The following is a 15,482-nucleotide window of genomic DNA, read 5'->3' as shown; positions in this document are numbered from 1 at the left end:
CATAGACCATTATAATTTCGTCGGATGCGAAAAGCTAATTTTAGCGGATCAGGGAGGGCGAGAAACTGAAATTGCGTGGGTGAAACAAACAGCTCTATTTGATTGAAACGGGCGGCTCGGCCGGGTACCCGGATTCCCTCTTCGCCAAACTTACGCGTTACCAACACACAGCAAAAAAACTGCCCCATTTAGAGACAGCCTGCATCGAAAGTATAAGTTATCCTGTTTTCTCCGAATGACTATTGCAAATAATCGCTCTTGGCTTTTTCCTGCGCATAGATGGAATACCCGCTGTTGAATACGTAGGCGACCGACACAATCGCAAAAAAATACGGCAATGTATCATATCCGAAGACTTCGACGCCTATGAATACGGGCGCTATGAAGGTGTTCGTCGCGGAGGCGAAGACGCTTGCGTAGCCCAACGCGGCCACAAATTCCGGTGGCAAACCGAACAGCGGCGCCAGCCAATAGCCCAAACTTGCACCGATCGAGAACAACGGCGTGACTTCCCCGCCCTGAAAACCTGCTGCCAGAGTAACGATCGTCAGCACCAACTTCAATACCCAGTCGTAACCATAGATTGTGCCCTCCTGAAAACTGGCGCTGATCAGATTGGTGCCCAATCCCGAGTAGCGCCCCATATGCAACGCAAACAACACAATGGTCAGCAGAATGCCCACCACAAAAATCCTTCTGTAAGGATCAGCTATCTTTTGCGCAAGCCCGCCTTTCGTGCCCTTCAGCAATTTGGCGAACAACCCCCCGACAGCTCCGAAGAAGATGCCCAAGACGACAACCTTTCCAGCGAACAGCAAATCAACCGGGACCACCACATTCAGGTCAACCGAAAATTTTTCCAACCCGAGAAAATGCGAGGTATAGGAAGCCACAAAGGCGCTTAACGCTGCGGGGAAAAGCGCGCGGTATTCGATCCTGCCGACCATCAGCACCTCCAACGCGAAAAAGGTCGCCGCAAGCGGTGTCTGGAACAAGCCCGCAAAACCGGCCGCCATCCCGGCAACCAGCAGAATTTTTTTCGAATCATGGAAAGGGAGCTTTTTGCCGAAAGTATAGCCAACGGTCGCGCCGATCTGCACGGCCACCCCCTCCCTGCCGGCGCTGCCGCCGAATAGATGGGTCAGCCATGTGCCGCCGATGACCAGTGGAACAAGACGTTTCGGTATCTCTTCATCCTGCCTGTTCCCCGCGGAAAAGATTAATCCCATCCCCTTGCTGCTATTTTTACCGAATTTTTGGTAGACATAGACGATTGCCAAACCGGCGGCTGCGAGGAACGGCAACAATCCTGCGATGTGCTGCTGGCGGAACTGAGTGATCAGAATGAGGACTTCGCCAAACAAAGCATCCAAGGCCCCCACCAGAATACCCATCAGGATTGCTGCCATTCCGTAAAACAGTATTTCTTGATAAACCGATGATTTCTTTTCATCCATTGTTATATTCCTTCTTCTAATCTGATATTTTTCACTGCGCCTCTAGTAAGGCATCTTCCAATGATGATACCACGAAACCGATAGGAATATCTGGAAGTTATTGTCTGAATCGAACGCAACATTTGGATATGGAAAGTCAAATCTTTCATGAAACGGACCCATGCCAAAAAAAGCCCGGAAGCCGCTGCCTCATCAATTGCGAGTCAGGGATTCCGAGCTTTTTGATTTGCGGCTATCCGTTCATGGGAAGCCGCTTGGACCTTATTTGCCGCTTGTTTGCGCTTGTTTTTTCTTCAAACGCTCTTGTTTGCGCATGTCGATCTCTTTGTAATACGCTTCCCATGATATTTCAATAGTCACGTTCTGCGAATTCGTATAGACGATGTTCTTCATATATTTCTTGCTCCTTCTTTAGCGTAACCATATGCGTACGCTACTATCTTTCAACCCCCTCATATATCCTTTTTTTCTGTACTCAGAGAAATCAAAAAGGCACTCAATCGAGTACCTTTCCGTCTCTACTTATTATCATAAGAAAGAAAAAGGTATTCCTGTACAGGAATCGCGGCTTTTTCACTATCAAATCTAAATCTTGGAAATTCATGTTGCGGGCACCATAGTGTGGCGCTACATATAAATTTAACTTCGCTTATTTTTGGTTCCGTTTGCCTGCAGCATCCGCTGCAGAATAGAGAAAAGCCATGGTTCCATACATATCAGTTGCATATGTTCTTGGACGTTGAAAGGTAACTATAACACGAATATCCGTTCGATGCAAGAGGAAATATTTCCTGAATCAGTTCTTGTTCATCCCTTGCTTTTCGACGAAGTCATGCATGTACATGCGTTGCGGATGGGAGAGCATCTCTGCCATCTGCCCGGTCCACGTGTCGCAGCGTTCGCCTTCGGTCCGCGCTTGATAGTACTCTTGGATCTCTTCGTTGTACTGTTCAAGTTGTTCTTCATAGACTGCATTATTCTGTTGATACTCGTTCTCATGATAAATATGTTCGAAAGGCAGACGTGGCTTCTGATCGTTGATGCTGACCGGATAACCAACCGCCAGTCCAAAGAGCGGCAGCACTTTAGCAGGAATCTTCAGGAGTTCGCTGACTTTTTCGAGGTCATTCCGCAAACCGCCGACATAACAGATCCCGAGGCCCATCGCTTCAGCAGCCAGGGCGGCATTCTGGGCAGCCAGGGATGCATCAACCACACTGACCATGAATTTTTCAGTGCTCTCGAGCGAGGCTGCAACGTCCTTCCCTTCCATCTTTCCGATCATATCGTGGCGATGCAGATCCGCGCAAAACACAAAGAAATGGCCATTCTCGGCAACGAAATGCTGGTTGCGCGCGATTTTCGCCAATTCGCGTTTTTTGTCGGGATCCGTGACTCCGATGATGGAATAGGCCTGCACAAAACTTGAGGTGGATGCCGCTTGGGCACTGCGGACGATTATTTCTATCTGTTCCGGGCTCAAAGCCCGGTCTTCAAAATCCCTTACTGTGCGGTGCGCCAGGATGCGCTCAATTGTTTCATTCATTTATTTTCCTCACCTTCAAGATAGCTTATATTGAATCCATATGCTCATTCTAAAGGAATCCAAAATCCACGTCCATCCAAACGGATCAAGGCACAGCATTCTGAGCAAGAAAAAAGTCCCAGTCTTTAGCCGCAAAAGCTAAGATTGGGACTGTATCGTTCAAAGCATTGAAGTTGAAATCCAATTAGCTGAATGGTTTTGCTGGAGATTATATTTTTTTGGCTTCTTTGATTGGGCGTTCATTTCCTTCAATCGCTTCGTCGCTCAATAATTTTTCAGCGACCAAAAACAGGATCGGCAACAGCACGTCATCCGCATAACCGGCCATCGGGATAAAATCCGGGATGAGGTCGATCGGACTGATGATATAAAGAATGATCCCCAACACCAGCCATTTTTTCTTGCCGTCGACTTTGGAATCGAACAGGGAAAGTATAAGCGACTTAACTTTGCTAAAAGGTGTCAGACTGATTTTCTTTTTTACTTTCATTATGCATTTTCCTTTGCTGATTGATTTGGACAACCTTTCCTAAGACACACATAACGCTATGCCTCGTCTGGTTATCGTGAACAAAGTATACTGCTTATTTAAAGTATATGAATCAGTCTCAAGGATGATTTTTCCGCCTGCCAAAATGCATCAATTATGCCCGACAATCAAATGCGGGACATACGGTTCTTCCAAAAAAGCGACTTCATCATCGGTCAGCTTGAGCGATACGGCTTCCATTGGTTTATCCAAATGCTCCAGTTTGGTGGCTCCGATGATGGGCGCTACGACCGGTTCCTTCTGCAGGAGCCAAGCCAAGGCGATTTCGACGCGGGAAACACCTCTGTCGGCGGCTATCTGAGCCAACCGTTCGACGATGATCATGTCCTTATCGGCAGTGGCATCGTACTTCGAACGCGCTACATTGTCCGTCTCCATCCGTTTGGACGTCTCCGACCAGTCGCGCGTCAGGCGGCCGGATGCCATCGGGCTGTACGGGGTGATGGCAATTTTTTCTTCCCGGCAAAGCGGCAGCATTTCCCGTTCCTCTTCGCGGTAAAGCAGGTTCAGATGGTCCTGCATCGACACGAAGCGCGTCCAGCAGTTCTTTTCCGCTACATGCAGGGCTTTTTGGAACTGCCACGCATACATTGCGGAAGCTCCGATGTATCGGGCCTTACCGGATTTGACAACATCGTGCAGGGCTTCCATCGTTTCCTCGATCGGTGTATTGTAGTCCCAACGGTGGATGATGTAGAGGTCCACATAATCCATATCCAAGCGTTTCAGACTATTGTCGATTTCGCTCAGGATGGACTTGCGGGACAGCCCAGAACCGTTCGGGCCCTCGTGCATCTTGCCGTGGACCTTCGTCGCGATGACCACCTCGTCACGCTTCGCAAAGTCCTTGATGGCGCGTCCAAGAATTTCTTCGCTTCTTCCCAAGGAATAGACATTGGCGGTATCAAAGAAATTGATACCCAACTCCAAAGCGCGCTTGATAATCGGTCTGCTTTCCTCTTCCTTTAGCGCCCATTTATGCAGCCACGTATCCGGATCCCCGAAGCTCATGCAGCCCAAGCAGATCCTGGATACGTCCATCCCTGTGTTGCCGAATTTCACATACTCCATAACTAAGTTCCTCCTTTGCTTACCCTTTTCTCAAAGTGAATGGCTGTCCTGGTGCGTTGGCGTGGATCCGTTCCGGGTTCACTACACTGCGGTACAAAGATTGCGGATCGGCGTTGAATACGTTCATTTCCGGCGCATCCACCGTTCCCCAATGGCAAAGGATCAGATGTGCTTCAGGGTAGGTGTTCGCCATTTGGATGGCCCCTTCCAATCCGATATGCCATTCGTTGTCGGAAAAATCGAAGAGGATCGCATCCGGCTGCGGCATCTCCAGGTGCTCCTTCATCAGGCGGGAATCGCCCGGTGCCCAGATGATTCCATCAGGCGTTTCAATCCAAAAGCCGCAGTAATCCTCCAACCGGAATACCCGGTAGTTGTATTTCGCTTTTTCATTCTGCCAGGCATGGTCCGCCGGCGTCAGCATTATTTTGGCCGGACCGATTTCGAAGCTGTCTCCGATATCATGTCCGTTTGCCGGAAAACCTTCCGCTTGCATCAATTCAGCCACATAATGCGGTCCGTGGAATGCCTTGGAAACATGCTCCATCGCGTGCAGCGACGGCACGCTGTAATGGTCATTGTCGCAGTGTGTGATCAATACAGCATCCAGATGCGGAACCTTTTCAGGCGCAATCGGCATGTCGATCAAAAGCGGCATATCGAAGTCCTTCAGCATCGGATCCATCATGATGCAAGTGCCGCGGGTGTTCACGAACATCCCGCCGCTGCCCAGCCAGCGGACTTCCGTGTGGTCGATCGGTTGAAAAGCTTCTTCTCCAAAAAACACGGTAGGTGGTGGAACGGCTTGTTTGTGTGTTGCCATTTGCTTTTCCTCCTTCTGGCCCGGTCAATCCAAACCGCTGCAGACTATCTTATAGTGTTATCTTAAACCTGTTTGAGCGCCAATGCCAATAGTTGTTTCGTATCTTTAATCATGCCTTGAAGGCATTCTTTAACTCCTCGATGAACTTCGCAACGACCGGCGGGAAAGTCTGGTATTTTTTCCAAGCGATCACGACACCCGTTTCCAATACGGGATCCAACAATCTGAAGCAAAGCGGACCGTCCTCGCTGTCCGGAATAAGCTTTTCCAGACAAAGCGCATATCCCAGGCCCGCCTCCACCATGAGGGCTGCGTTATAGATCAGATTATAGCTGCCGATGATGTTCATTCGATCGAATGCGTCCCCGAACCAGTTCACCAATTCATTGCGGACAATCGATCTGCCCGCGACCAAAATCGGATAAGGCAAAAGATCATCCGGATTGATTTCCGCGTTTTGCGCCAGCGGACTGTCTTTTCTCATGAGAACGCCCCATTTTTCTTTTTGCGGAATCCTAAGGAAGTCGAACTTTTCGACGTCCACCGGTTCCGTCAACAGACAGATGTCCAGCAGTCCTTTATTGGCACGGTCCTTGATTTCGTCGGCATCCGCACTATAAAACTTGTAGGTGACCTGCGGATAATCCAGACTGAATCGCTTGATATGCTCGGCTAGCAGCCGCATAAATTGCGTTTCGCCACCACCAATCGCAATTTCACCGTTCATGAGCGGCTTCTGCTGCTTCAGTTCTTTCTCGGTCCGATTCGTCAAATCCAGGATTTCTTCCGCCCTGCGCTTCAGGAGCAGGCCCTCGCTCGTCAAAGCGATTTTCCTTTTTCCGCGTCGGAATAACTGGACGCCCAATTCCTCCTCCAGTTGCATCATCTGCCGGGACAACGTCGGCTGCGTGATGTGCAGTTTCTCGGCAGCGCTGGTGATGTTCTCCTCATAAACAACCGTCAAAAAATAATGCATGACCCTTAATTCCATAATTACCGTGCTCCATTTACTGATTATTTCGCCAGTGAAGGCGTTCACACTTCCATGATGACACAAGTACCCCAATCCGACAAGCGGGAACATCTGTCAGAAAAAAGCTGCAGAATCGCATCCATAGCGCGACTCTGCAGCGTTTCCCATTACCCTGAATATTCTTTTTTGTACAATTGCACACCTTCGACGAAGCGCTGAATCCCATCCTCCAGAAGCGCCTTCGGGCAGGCATAATTCCAGCGGACAAAACGCGAGCCATTCCCGCCAAAGATATCCCCTTCGGAAAGGTACAATCCGGTTTTCTCCCGGATGAATGCGCAAAGTTTCTTCGTGTCCTCCGTTATCGTTGCGCAATCGATCCAAGCCAGATAAGTTGCCTCAGCCTCGACCACATATACTTCGGGCACAAGTTGTTTCAATGAACTGATCAGAAATATTCGGTTCTGTTCCAGATAGTCCTGCAATTCCTCCAGCCATTCTTCCCCTTCGTCGAAAGCCGCTTCAGCCGCTTGGATCGCGAAGGTATTGGGCTCCGCCACTTCATCCGTGTTGATCCCTCTGTCCACTAGTTTTCGGATTTCAGGATTCGGGATGACGATCGCCGCTGTCTGCAGCCCGGCAAGATTGAACGCTTTCGTCGGAGCAACGCAGGTGATTGTCCGATCAGCAATTTCCTCGGAAACGGAGGCAAAAGGGATATACGCGTGGCCGATGTGCGTCAAATCGCAATGGATTTCGTCGCTCACGACCAGCATATCATGCTTGGTGCACAGTTCGGCGATCCGTTCCAACGTCGCCCGATCCCAGACTTTACCGATTGGATTGTGCGGATTGCAGAAAATGAACAGCGCAGTCGTACTGCGGGATAGTTTTTCTTCAAGATCCGCGAAATCGATGGCATAGCTTCCATCTCCATAGTGCAGTTCGCTTGCCAAGACTTTCCTCCCATTGTTCAGGATGGAATTGTAGAAAATGTTGTAGACCGGCGAAAGCACAACGATGTCATCGCCTATTTCCGTCATTTCCCTAACAAGCGAAGAGATGGCCGGGACGACGCCTGTGCAATAGAGGATCCATTCTTTTTCCATGGTGAACTGATGCCGCCTCTGCCACCACCTGATGATGCTTTCCCGGAAACTGTCCGGGACGGTGTTATAGCCGAAAGCGCCTTGCTTCAGGCGTTTTTCGATGGCGTCGACAACAGCCGGCGCCGTCCCGAAGTCCATGTCCGCCACCCACATCGGCAATTCACCCGCTTTGACTTCCCACTTGTATGAGTTGGTATTCCGTCTATCGATGACCTGATCAAAATCGAATGGCATATTCCCGGTCCTCCGCAAGCTGGTATTTGGTATTCTCGGCGGCGATTTCCGGATCGTCAACGATCAGCTCCCCGATCCCAGTAGCGGTTATCGTACCGCTGATCGGATTTTTGATGCTGTCGATACGGCTGTTCGCTTGAATGTCGACCGTCGAATATTCGAATGCCAGATCGGTGTTGATGAGCGTGCAATTCTCCATCTTCACGTTTTCCATGTAGCACATGCCTTGGTTGCTCTCGATGATGCAGTCGATGAAGGTGATGTTTTTCGAATTCCAGCCCAGATATTCACCGATGATCGTCGAATCCCTTACGACCACATTCTCGCAGTTCCAGAAAGCATCTTTTGAAAGCAATTTGGCATGCGAAATCTCGATATTCTTGGCACCGTCAAAGGCGTAGTTGCCCGACAACGTAAAGTGCTCGATTTGGATGTTTTCGCTGTTCATCGCAAAATAGTCGCCTGCTGCGTTTACGTGTTTCAGCGTGATATCGTTGCAGTTCCACAACGTCTCTTGGGCATTTGGCAGTTCCACACGTTCCAGCGTAATATCGGTTGCTCTTCTGAATGTCTTGGGCGCTTGGATCATGCTTTCGGTGATGATGATGCCATTGGTATACCAAATGCCGGAACGCGCAGTTTCCACTAAAGTGATGTTGTTTGCCTGGATGTTCCGCGCATACCACAAAGGATATTTCCAACGGAAGATCGTGTTGTCGAGTATGATGTTGCTGCTTTCCTTCAAAGGGGACTCCCCGTCCGCAAAAACTGAATGGCTGATCTGCAGGTCTGCTGCTTTGAACAGGGCCCGCTCCCCGGTGAATAGCTGTTGATTTAGATGTTCCATATTTCTTGACCCCTCTCTTATACAACAAGAGCGTACACCTTAACCTTGACGTTAAGTCAAGCGGAAAAAAATAAGCCCACCAAGCGGCGGGCTTATTTCATGCTTATTTGGTGCTTTTTTCCTTCTCGGCTTCTGGTTGGGAGCTGAAGTTAACTGTTTCCCCTTCAAGGCGATCTTCATAGAAATCGATTTTGTTTTCGATCACTTCAAGATTGTGCATCAATACTTGGATATCTTTTTCCAACAAACCTCGCCGCTTCTCCAAGAGTTCCATCCGTTCCAGCATCGTCGCATCCCCTTCGGCACGCCAAATGGTGTACTGCTTCAGTTCCGCCATCGACATGCCGGTGCCTTTGAGATGCAGGAGAAAAGTTACCCATTTCAAATCCTGATCGGTATAGATGCGCAAGTTGTTTTCATCGCGATCCGGTTTCAGCAGACCTTCATTCTCATAGTAGCGTAGCGTCGACACAGGCAGACCGATCATTTTCGAAAATTCTCCGATTGAATAGGACATTTGCTCCCACCTCCAGTTATTACGCATACTATAGCACTATTTTTTAGTGAAAGGAAAAAGCATTGGAACTCTTTTGGTGTACTCTTCCCATCCATCGTATTTCTCCATATTTTTCTCCAGTAATGGAGTTGATACTTTGATTAATACGGTACTCATCAAAATAGGTGAGATCACTAATAATAAATAATAATAAGGGTTGATGGAATCAGTAAAGAACAACGTAATGCCACTAGCATATAATCCAATCCAAATTAGGATTTCACCAAAATAGTTTGGATGACGTGTGACGGACCATAATCCTGATTGCAGAAGTGAATGTGTTTTTTTATTGATGTGTTGTCTTAGTTGTTCATCACCCACCACTTCAAAGAACAGCCCTACCAGCGCAATGAATAATGCAGCATAAACAAAATAGCGGTGAGCTGAATCAAAACTAAATTCGTTGTATTTGATTACCACATAGCTCGCAGATCCAACGATAAAGTTAATGATACCTTGAACCACAAACACTCTAAAAAAGGCGGTGACGACTACTTTATCACCCCATTCTTTACGCCACTGTGCATATCTGAAATCTTCGGGTTTCCCATAATTTCTTTTTAATAAACGGAGTGATAACCTAAGGCCCCACACACTAATAAATCCAACAATAGCATACGATAAAACTGTGGGATTTTCAGTCACAAGCAGTGTAAGCCAGCTCCCCACAACAAACCCCATCCCCCAACCAATATCGACAATTGAATTGTTTTTAATTACTGTTGCAATAATAAAGATTATCGTAAAATAAACAAAGGTAAAAATTAATGGGACAAGTAGTCCATCCAAACCTATATTCGTGAATCCTTGCGTCGCTATTGCTAACGTTGCTATAAATAATAGCGTATAAATTACAATCCTTTTCTTATCCATATTCCACCTCTTTCAAATTTTTATACATCGTACCCTACCCCAAAAAAGCAAAAAAATTTAGCTAGTTCTATCAATAAAATGTGATACTCTCATTATACACTAATATATAATAAGCAATCGAATCAAAGCTTTAAAATGCAGCCCGAATTTTTTATCCTTTTAATTGGAATGCGTTCTCGTTAGGATCTTACCTCCAATAAAGTAAATGGTTGCACCTAATACAGCTGACAAGTAGATAACTAAATTATTTAGACTTACACCCCCAAAGACAAACAGCAAAAAAACCGTTGCACTATACAAAATTTGACTTGCTACTCGTTTAAATCTGTTCACGCTATTCCCTCTATCATCTTTGGTTTCATCTTTTGATAAAAACCAAAATAATATAAGCGATAAACCTAATACAGCATTTACAAATAGGGTTATAGCATTTGAATAATCTATACTGTTGAATGATAAATAGTTTGTAAACACCCGATCTACTGCAACAATTCCTATACTGATTGCACTAGCTACCCATGCTTCTCTCGTTTTTTCTCCCGTTTTTATGCTAAAGACCATAGCTAAAACAACTATCATTAAATAGATACTGTTTCCGTTATTGAATGATAGGTAGATAGTAAGTCCTAGCACTGAAAATATATCAAACGTAGTCAGCTCTTTTCCTGTAATTCCATTTACGATCCTCATAAGTAAAAGTATCCAAACAACCACTAATAGATGGACACTTTCATAATAAAGTAAATTTAAAAGTGAAAGGGCAGCAGCTAGAAATGCTGAATACTCATGGTTTGGATCCAGTTCTCTGACGAGTGCCCACGTTAAAAAAACGCCAAAGCCTATATAAACCCCCGATAAAACATTGCTGGTTAACATCCAGCCTGTAGCAGCAGCTAATACTGACGATAGCACTATCATCTGATTTGTTTTATAACTAAAATCCATCTTTCTTCCCAATGTAAACATATATCCCCTCCTCAATAAATACATTATATCCTAATTTTAGATAACTAATGAGCAACTCGGCTTCCTGTCAAATGGTGTTGATTCGATTTGAGGATAAAGGCTTATTTTTCCCCTTTTAGGTGATTCTCCTAGTAATGAAGCGCAGACGTAGAGATGCCTACCATTTCTGAGACCTCTCCAATTAAATAGGCCGCACGTCCACCTCCATTTTCAACAGTTACTATAGCACGCTATTTTGAGAACGGACCAAAAATGTTGGACTCGCCCTTGACTTAAAGTGCACTCTAGGTAGTATGCTGAATCTAACATTCCTAAGGAGATGATTTTATGGCAAAAGTTACAGCAGGAAGAGATTTATTAGGCGATTTTGCGCCCAAGTTCGCTGAACTGAATGACGATGTTTTGTTCGGGCAAGTCTGGTCGCGGGAAAAGGAATTCGCACCGCGCGATCGTTCCATCGTCACCGTCACAGCATTGATCACGGGCGGAAACTTTGAACAGCTTCCGTTCCACCTGAACAAGGCAAAGGATAACGGCGTGACAAAAGAGGAGATTGTGGAAATCATCACCCAACTCGCGTTCTATGTCGGCTGGCCAAAAGCTTGGTCCGCTTTCAACATCGCCAAAGAAATATACAAAGATTGATTTACAGGAGGAATAGTTTATGTCAAAAAACGAAGAAGTAAAAAAAGGCATCATTTTCCCGATTGGGGATAAAAACACAGCCTACGCGCAATATTTTGTCGGCCAAAGTTATTTTAATGCACTGGTTGCCGATCCCGAAGTGGCAGTCGGAGTCGGTACGGTGACTTTCGAACCGGGTTGCCGCAACAACTGGCATATCCACCACGACGGCTACCAAATACTGTTGGTCACCGGTGGAGAAGGCTGGTATCAGGAAGACGGCAAGCCTGCCCAATCACTGAAGCCCGGGGATGTCATCGTGACCCATGACGCCGTGAAACACTGGCACGGCGCCGCCAAGGATAGTTGGTTCGAGCACATCGCCATCACCGCCGGAAAACCGGAATGGCTGGAAGCTGTTGCCGATGAGTTTTATGAGGCGCTTCATCAATAAGTGCACAAAAAAGAATGTCTAGCCTTGAAAAAGGGGCCGGACATTCTTTTTGTGATTGTATTTTATTAGTGAAAGAGATTTACGGTGTCCGTTAGTCGGTGGAAATACTGGTTACTGGTCCTCAGCTCCGGCGAGGTGGCTGCCGGCCGGAGGACACTGTTCGGAACCGACCGCACCTCCTGCGAAGCCGAACTCGCCGGAGATCACAACCAAGAATGTGCCGAACTTCGGCGAAGCCTCCGTTCACCGGAGGAGAACACCACAGTCAGTCGCCCGCCAAACGGAAATTTTTCGTCGCATCACTCTTCCACTATGTAGATCGCCGCTTCGTTTCCGGTGTGGTTCGCAGATATGATGATGTCCCTATCCGCTTCGTTCACAACCATGATATTGGATGGGCCGCAGCCCTTGTCGACGATTTCCGTCTTGAATTCACCGTCCACATATTGAATATAGAACAGGTCGCAGTTTTCGCGACGGATGCCACCAACAAAGCTCGGTACACCCCTGAGCGTCGTCCCCACCAAGGTATGGGCGAAGTCGATTTTATGCGGATATTCATAGACGGATTCATAACCGGATTCCGTCTTTTTGTAGATTTTGATGCTGTCTCCATGGAAAGGCTCGATCGTGATCATTTCTTTCGTGCCATCCGAGTCGATGTCGAAAAGAGCAACTTCGCCTATTGGGGTGTCTAAAATCTGCTCGATTTCCCATGCTTTATCAGCAAAAGGCGTCACTTTGATGATGCCTTGGTCGCTGGTGAAATAGCCGACCGGTTTGTCGCCTTCATAATCCTTGTAGTAACCATGGTTGCGGAAATAGCCTTTCCCTAAAACCTTCAGCTCGACGCCGGCTGTGGGATCTTTCGGCAGAACACCGTAATAGATGCTGCCTGATCTCGACCAATCATCCTTGAAATCTTTGTCATCCGCTATCGTGGCGCCGACAAAGTAGTTCACACCTTCCACATCATAAATGTCGAAACGGTGCAGATAAGGCAGGTACAGCACATCCTTGATTTCCCAGCCGGTCTCGGGATCATACTTGCCCCAGACGACTTTCGATTTGCTTGGGCTGACCTTCAAATAAAAATCAACGATGGCCAGAAATTCATTGCTTTTGTTCGGGATAGGGATGATGGACATGCAGCCCCCACCCTTTTCCCAAACGGTTTCCTTTTTTTCAAAGTCCTTGCCTGAATACATGTAGCAAGGGTAGCCTTCCTCTTCGCTGGCGATCAGCGCGCACGTTTCGCCGCCGATCGTGATGTAGCTGGCGCAGTAGCTTCGGTACATATCATCCAATTTCTTCTTGGTTATTTTCATCATTAATGTGCTCCCTTCATCATTAGCCTCGCATACGTATCGCTTTACTCGGCTTACTTTCCGAACTTCGCTTGATAGGCCGCAACCACTTTTTCGGTCGTAAAGCCGAACTCAGCCATCACCGTGTTCCCGTTGCCGCTTGCGCCGTAAGTATCGATGCCGTAAGCTAGGCCATCCAGGCCGACATAACGTTCCCAACCGAAGGTCGCGCCCATTTCGATGGACATGCGGTTGCGGACTGCGCCAGGCAAGACTGTTTCTTTGTAGGCTACATCCTGCGCTTCGAACAGATCGAAACTCGGCATGGAGACGACAGAGACGTCCACTCCAGCTTCACGCAATTGTTGCTGCGCTTCCATAGCCAGGCTCACTTCCGAACCGGTTGCGATCAGGATGCCGGCAGGCGTTTCGCCTTGTTGTGGAGAAAGTACGTAAGCACCTTTCTTCACGCCTTTGCGGGCCAAAGTTGGCGTTCCTTCAAGGACAGGCAAGTTTTGGCGCGTCAACACCAACATCGTTGGTTTGTCTGTTGAAGACACGGCGATTTCCCATGCTGCGCTGACTTCGTTGCCATCAGCCGGACGAAGAACTGTCAGGTTTGGCATGCCGCGGTAGCTGGACAAGTGTTCAACCGGCTCGTGTGTCGGGCCGTCTTCGCCGACTGCGATCGAGTCATGCGTCATCACGTAAGTGCCAGGCAAGTGCGAAATGGCAGCCAAACGCATCGCTGGACGCAGATAATCTGTGAAGACGAAGAATGTCCCTACATACGTTCTGGTTCCGCCATGCAATACGATTCCGTTCATGATAGCGGCCATCGCGAATTCGCGCACGCCGTACCAGATATTGCGGCCGGCATAGTTGCCCGGCTCAAAGTCGGATGCTGCTTTGATCATTGTGTTGTTTGATGACGATAGGTCCGCAGAACCGCCCCAGAAGTATGGTACAGCTTCACCCAATGCTTGGATAGATTCTGCGCTGGTCACACGGCTTGCTTTGGCTGCGCTGCCCACTTCATAAGTAGGTAACTTGTCTTGCCAGCCTTCAGGCAATTTACCGGCGATGGCAGCTTCAAATTGTTGCGCCAATTCCGGATAAGCCGCTTTGTAGTCATTGAACATGGCTGTCCATGCTGCTTCAGACTGTTGGCCTTCAGTAACCATTTTTTCATTGAATCGCGCTGTGACTTCAGCCGGTACGCAGAAAGCTTCATCCACACATCCGTATGCCGCTTTAGCAAAAGCGACGCCTTCCGCTCCTAATGGAGCGCCATGCACTTTGTGCGTTCCAGCGTCAGGAGCGCCAAAGCCGATGATGGTTTTGATTTCGATCAAAGTCGGTTTTTCGGTTTCGGCTTTCGCTTCTTCGATGGCTTTCGAGATGGCTTCCAGATCATTGCCGTCTTTCACCAAGATATGTTGCCAGCCGTAAGCTTCGAAACGGGCAGCTACATCTTCCGTAAAGGATTTGGATGTCGGGCCGTCAAGGGAAATGTCGTTGGAGTCATACAAACCGATCAGTTTGCCCAATTTCAGGTGCCCTGCCAAGCTGGCTGCTTCATGGGAGATACCTTCCATCAAATCGCCGTCGCCATTCAGGAAGTAGGTATAGTGATCCACAACCGGGAAGTTTTCTTTGTTGTAGGTAGCAGCTAAATGCGCTTCCGCCATCGCGAAACCGACCGCATTCGCAATCCCTTGTCCCAAAGGACCAGTCGTTGCTTCCACGCCGTCCGTGTCATGCACTTCCGGGTGTCCAGGTGTTTTGCTGCCGAATTGACGGAAGTTTTTCACGTCATCCATGCTTATAGCGAAGCCGGATAAATGCAACAAGCTGTACAACAATGAGGACCCGTGTCCAGCAGATAATACGAAACGATCACGGTCTGCCCATTTGCTGTTTTTAGGATTGACTTTCAGATGCTTTGTCCATAAAGCATAAGCCATTGGCGCCGCTCCCATCGGTAACCCGGGGTGCCCTGAATTGGCTTTCTGTACAGCCTCAATGCTTAATGTGCGGACGGTATTTACCGCCAGCTCGTCGATTTGATCAAATGTATTTTGCATATTTC

16 protein-coding genes are annotated in these 15,482 nt (G+C 47.8%); 2 read left to right on the top strand and 14 right to left on the bottom strand.

Annotated elements, in window-relative coordinates; translation table 11 throughout:
- Positions 1-239 precede the first annotated feature (239 nt).
- The 12 genes from AC0J5I_RS06820 to AC0J5I_RS06765 form a co-directional block, all read right to left on the bottom strand.
- Complete coding sequence (locus AC0J5I_RS06820) at positions 240-1,457, bottom strand: chloride channel protein (RefSeq protein ID WP_475305045.1); 1,218 nt, start codon at positions 1,455-1,457, stop codon at positions 240-242.
- Positions 1,458-1,718: 261 nt separating this feature from the next.
- A complete protein-coding gene (locus AC0J5I_RS06815; protein WP_255356057.1) occupies positions 1,719-1,850 on the bottom strand; it encodes a hypothetical protein in 132 nt (43 codons plus the stop codon).
- Positions 1,851-2,253: 403 nt separating this feature from the next.
- Positions 2,254-3,003, bottom strand: a complete 750-nt coding sequence (nfsA, locus tag AC0J5I_RS06810; RefSeq protein ID WP_475305033.1) for an oxygen-insensitive NADPH nitroreductase — start codon at positions 3,001-3,003, stop codon at positions 2,254-2,256.
- 208 nt (positions 3,004-3,211) lie between these two features.
- Positions 3,212-3,493, bottom strand: coding sequence for a YkvA family protein (locus AC0J5I_RS06805; protein ID WP_475305028.1), 282 nt, complete (start codon positions 3,491-3,493; stop codon positions 3,212-3,214).
- A 150-nt stretch (positions 3,494-3,643) separates the two neighbouring features.
- Positions 3,644-4,624, bottom strand: coding sequence for an aldo/keto reductase (locus tag AC0J5I_RS06800; RefSeq protein ID WP_475305026.1), 981 nt, complete (start codon positions 4,622-4,624; stop codon positions 3,644-3,646).
- A 19-nt stretch (positions 4,625-4,643) separates the two neighbouring features.
- Positions 4,644-5,447, bottom strand: coding sequence for an MBL fold metallo-hydrolase (locus tag AC0J5I_RS06795; protein ID WP_475305022.1), 804 nt, complete (start codon positions 5,445-5,447; stop codon positions 4,644-4,646).
- 109 nt (positions 5,448-5,556) lie between these two features.
- On the bottom strand, positions 5,557-6,438 hold the full coding sequence (locus AC0J5I_RS06790; RefSeq protein ID WP_475305018.1) for a LysR family transcriptional regulator: 882 nt from the start codon (positions 6,436-6,438) through the stop codon (positions 5,557-5,559).
- A 149-nt stretch (positions 6,439-6,587) separates the two neighbouring features.
- Entirely contained in the window at positions 6,588-7,763 is a 1,176-nt protein-coding gene (locus AC0J5I_RS06785) for a MalY/PatB family protein (protein ID WP_475305015.1), read from the bottom strand.
- Positions 7,747-8,610 carry a DUF3737 family protein gene (locus tag AC0J5I_RS06780; RefSeq protein ID WP_475305013.1) on the bottom strand — a complete coding sequence of 288 codons (864 nt, stop codon included), beginning with the start codon at positions 8,608-8,610 and terminating at the stop codon, positions 7,747-7,749. Before AC0J5I_RS06780 ends, AC0J5I_RS06785 begins: the two co-directional genes overlap by 17 nt.
- A 103-nt stretch (positions 8,611-8,713) precedes the next feature.
- Positions 8,714-9,127 (bottom strand): MerR family transcriptional regulator, encoded by a 414-nt coding sequence (locus AC0J5I_RS06775; RefSeq protein WP_475305012.1) that lies wholly within the window; start codon positions 9,125-9,127, stop codon positions 8,714-8,716.
- Positions 9,128-9,163: 36 nt separating this feature from the next.
- On the bottom strand, positions 9,164-10,039 hold the full coding sequence (locus AC0J5I_RS06770) for a DUF1295 domain-containing protein (RefSeq protein WP_107994716.1): 876 nt from the start codon (positions 10,037-10,039) through the stop codon (positions 9,164-9,166).
- A 159-nt stretch (positions 10,040-10,198) separates the two neighbouring features.
- A complete protein-coding gene (locus AC0J5I_RS06765; protein WP_475305011.1) occupies positions 10,199-11,005 on the bottom strand; it encodes a hypothetical protein in 807 nt (268 codons plus the stop codon).
- A 327-nt stretch (positions 11,006-11,332) separates the two neighbouring features.
- On the opposite strand from AC0J5I_RS06765, the gene AC0J5I_RS06760 reads away from it, so the two are divergent.
- Both AC0J5I_RS06760 and AC0J5I_RS06755 read left to right on the top strand, forming a co-directional pair.
- Positions 11,333-11,650 carry a carboxymuconolactone decarboxylase family protein gene (locus AC0J5I_RS06760; protein WP_475305007.1) on the top strand — a complete coding sequence of 106 codons (318 nt, stop codon included), beginning with the start codon at positions 11,333-11,335 and terminating at the stop codon, positions 11,648-11,650.
- Positions 11,651-11,669: 19 nt separating this feature from the next.
- Entirely contained in the window at positions 11,670-12,083 is a 414-nt protein-coding gene (locus tag AC0J5I_RS06755; protein WP_475305003.1) for a cupin domain-containing protein, read from the top strand.
- 299 nt (positions 12,084-12,382) lie between these two features.
- Here the strand turns inward: AC0J5I_RS06755 and AC0J5I_RS06750 are convergent, their stop codons facing one another.
- Together AC0J5I_RS06750 and tkt are read right to left on the bottom strand one after the other, a co-directional pair.
- Positions 12,383-13,414 carry a hypothetical protein gene (locus AC0J5I_RS06750; RefSeq protein WP_475304999.1) on the bottom strand — a complete coding sequence of 344 codons (1,032 nt, stop codon included), beginning with the start codon at positions 13,412-13,414 and terminating at the stop codon, positions 12,383-12,385.
- A gap of 50 nt (positions 13,415-13,464) precedes the next feature.
- Complete coding sequence (gene tkt, locus AC0J5I_RS06745; protein WP_475304995.1) at positions 13,465-15,477, bottom strand: transketolase; 2,013 nt, start codon at positions 15,475-15,477, stop codon at positions 13,465-13,467.
- Positions 15,478-15,482 lie beyond the last annotated feature (5 nt).

Source organism: Trichococcus sp. TS_SC_9, from assembly GCF_056156325.1.
Note: the sequence above shows the minus strand (reverse complement) of the source record. Positions and strands in the feature narration are given on the sequence as shown.

Coding starts and splice junctions, on each gene's coding strand:
- AC0J5I_RS06770 (WP_107994716.1), bottom strand. CDS start 10,039: ATGGATAAGAAAAGGATTGTAATTTATACGCTATTATTTATAGCAACG.
- AC0J5I_RS06800 (WP_475305026.1), bottom strand. CDS start 4,624: ATGGAGTATGTGAAATTCGGCAACACAGGGATGGACGTATCCAGGATC.
- AC0J5I_RS06795 (WP_475305022.1), bottom strand. CDS start 5,447: ATGGCAACACACAAACAAGCCGTTCCACCACCTACCGTGTTTTTTGGA.
- nfsA (WP_475305033.1), bottom strand. CDS start 3,003: ATGAATGAAACAATTGAGCGCATCCTGGCGCACCGCACAGTAAGGGAT.
- AC0J5I_RS06755 (WP_475305003.1), top strand. CDS start 11,670: ATGTCAAAAAACGAAGAAGTAAAAAAAGGCATCATTTTCCCGATTGGG.
- AC0J5I_RS06780 (WP_475305013.1), bottom strand. CDS start 8,610: ATGGAACATCTAAATCAACAGCTATTCACCGGGGAGCGGGCCCTGTTC.
- AC0J5I_RS06765 (WP_475305011.1), bottom strand. CDS start 11,005: ATGTTTACATTGGGAAGAAAGATGGATTTTAGTTATAAAACAAATCAG.
- AC0J5I_RS06750 (WP_475304999.1), bottom strand. CDS start 13,414: ATGATGAAAATAACCAAGAAGAAATTGGATGATATGTACCGAAGCTAC.
- AC0J5I_RS06775 (WP_475305012.1), bottom strand. CDS start 9,127: ATGTCCTATTCAATCGGAGAATTTTCGAAAATGATCGGTCTGCCTGTG.
- AC0J5I_RS06820 (WP_475305045.1), bottom strand. CDS start 1,457: ATGGATGAAAAGAAATCATCGGTTTATCAAGAAATACTGTTTTACGGA.
- AC0J5I_RS06785 (WP_475305015.1), bottom strand. CDS start 7,763: ATGCCATTCGATTTTGATCAGGTCATCGATAGACGGAATACCAACTCA.
- tkt (WP_475304995.1), bottom strand. CDS start 15,477: ATGCAAAATACATTTGATCAAATCGACGAGCTGGCGGTAAATACCGTC.
- AC0J5I_RS06760 (WP_475305007.1), top strand. CDS start 11,333: ATGGCAAAAGTTACAGCAGGAAGAGATTTATTAGGCGATTTTGCGCCC.
- AC0J5I_RS06790 (WP_475305018.1), bottom strand. CDS start 6,438: ATGGAATTAAGGGTCATGCATTATTTTTTGACGGTTGTTTATGAGGAG.
- AC0J5I_RS06815 (WP_255356057.1), bottom strand. CDS start 1,850: ATGAAGAACATCGTCTATACGAATTCGCAGAACGTGACTATTGAAATA.
- AC0J5I_RS06805 (WP_475305028.1), bottom strand. CDS start 3,493: ATGAAAGTAAAAAAGAAAATCAGTCTGACACCTTTTAGCAAAGTTAAG.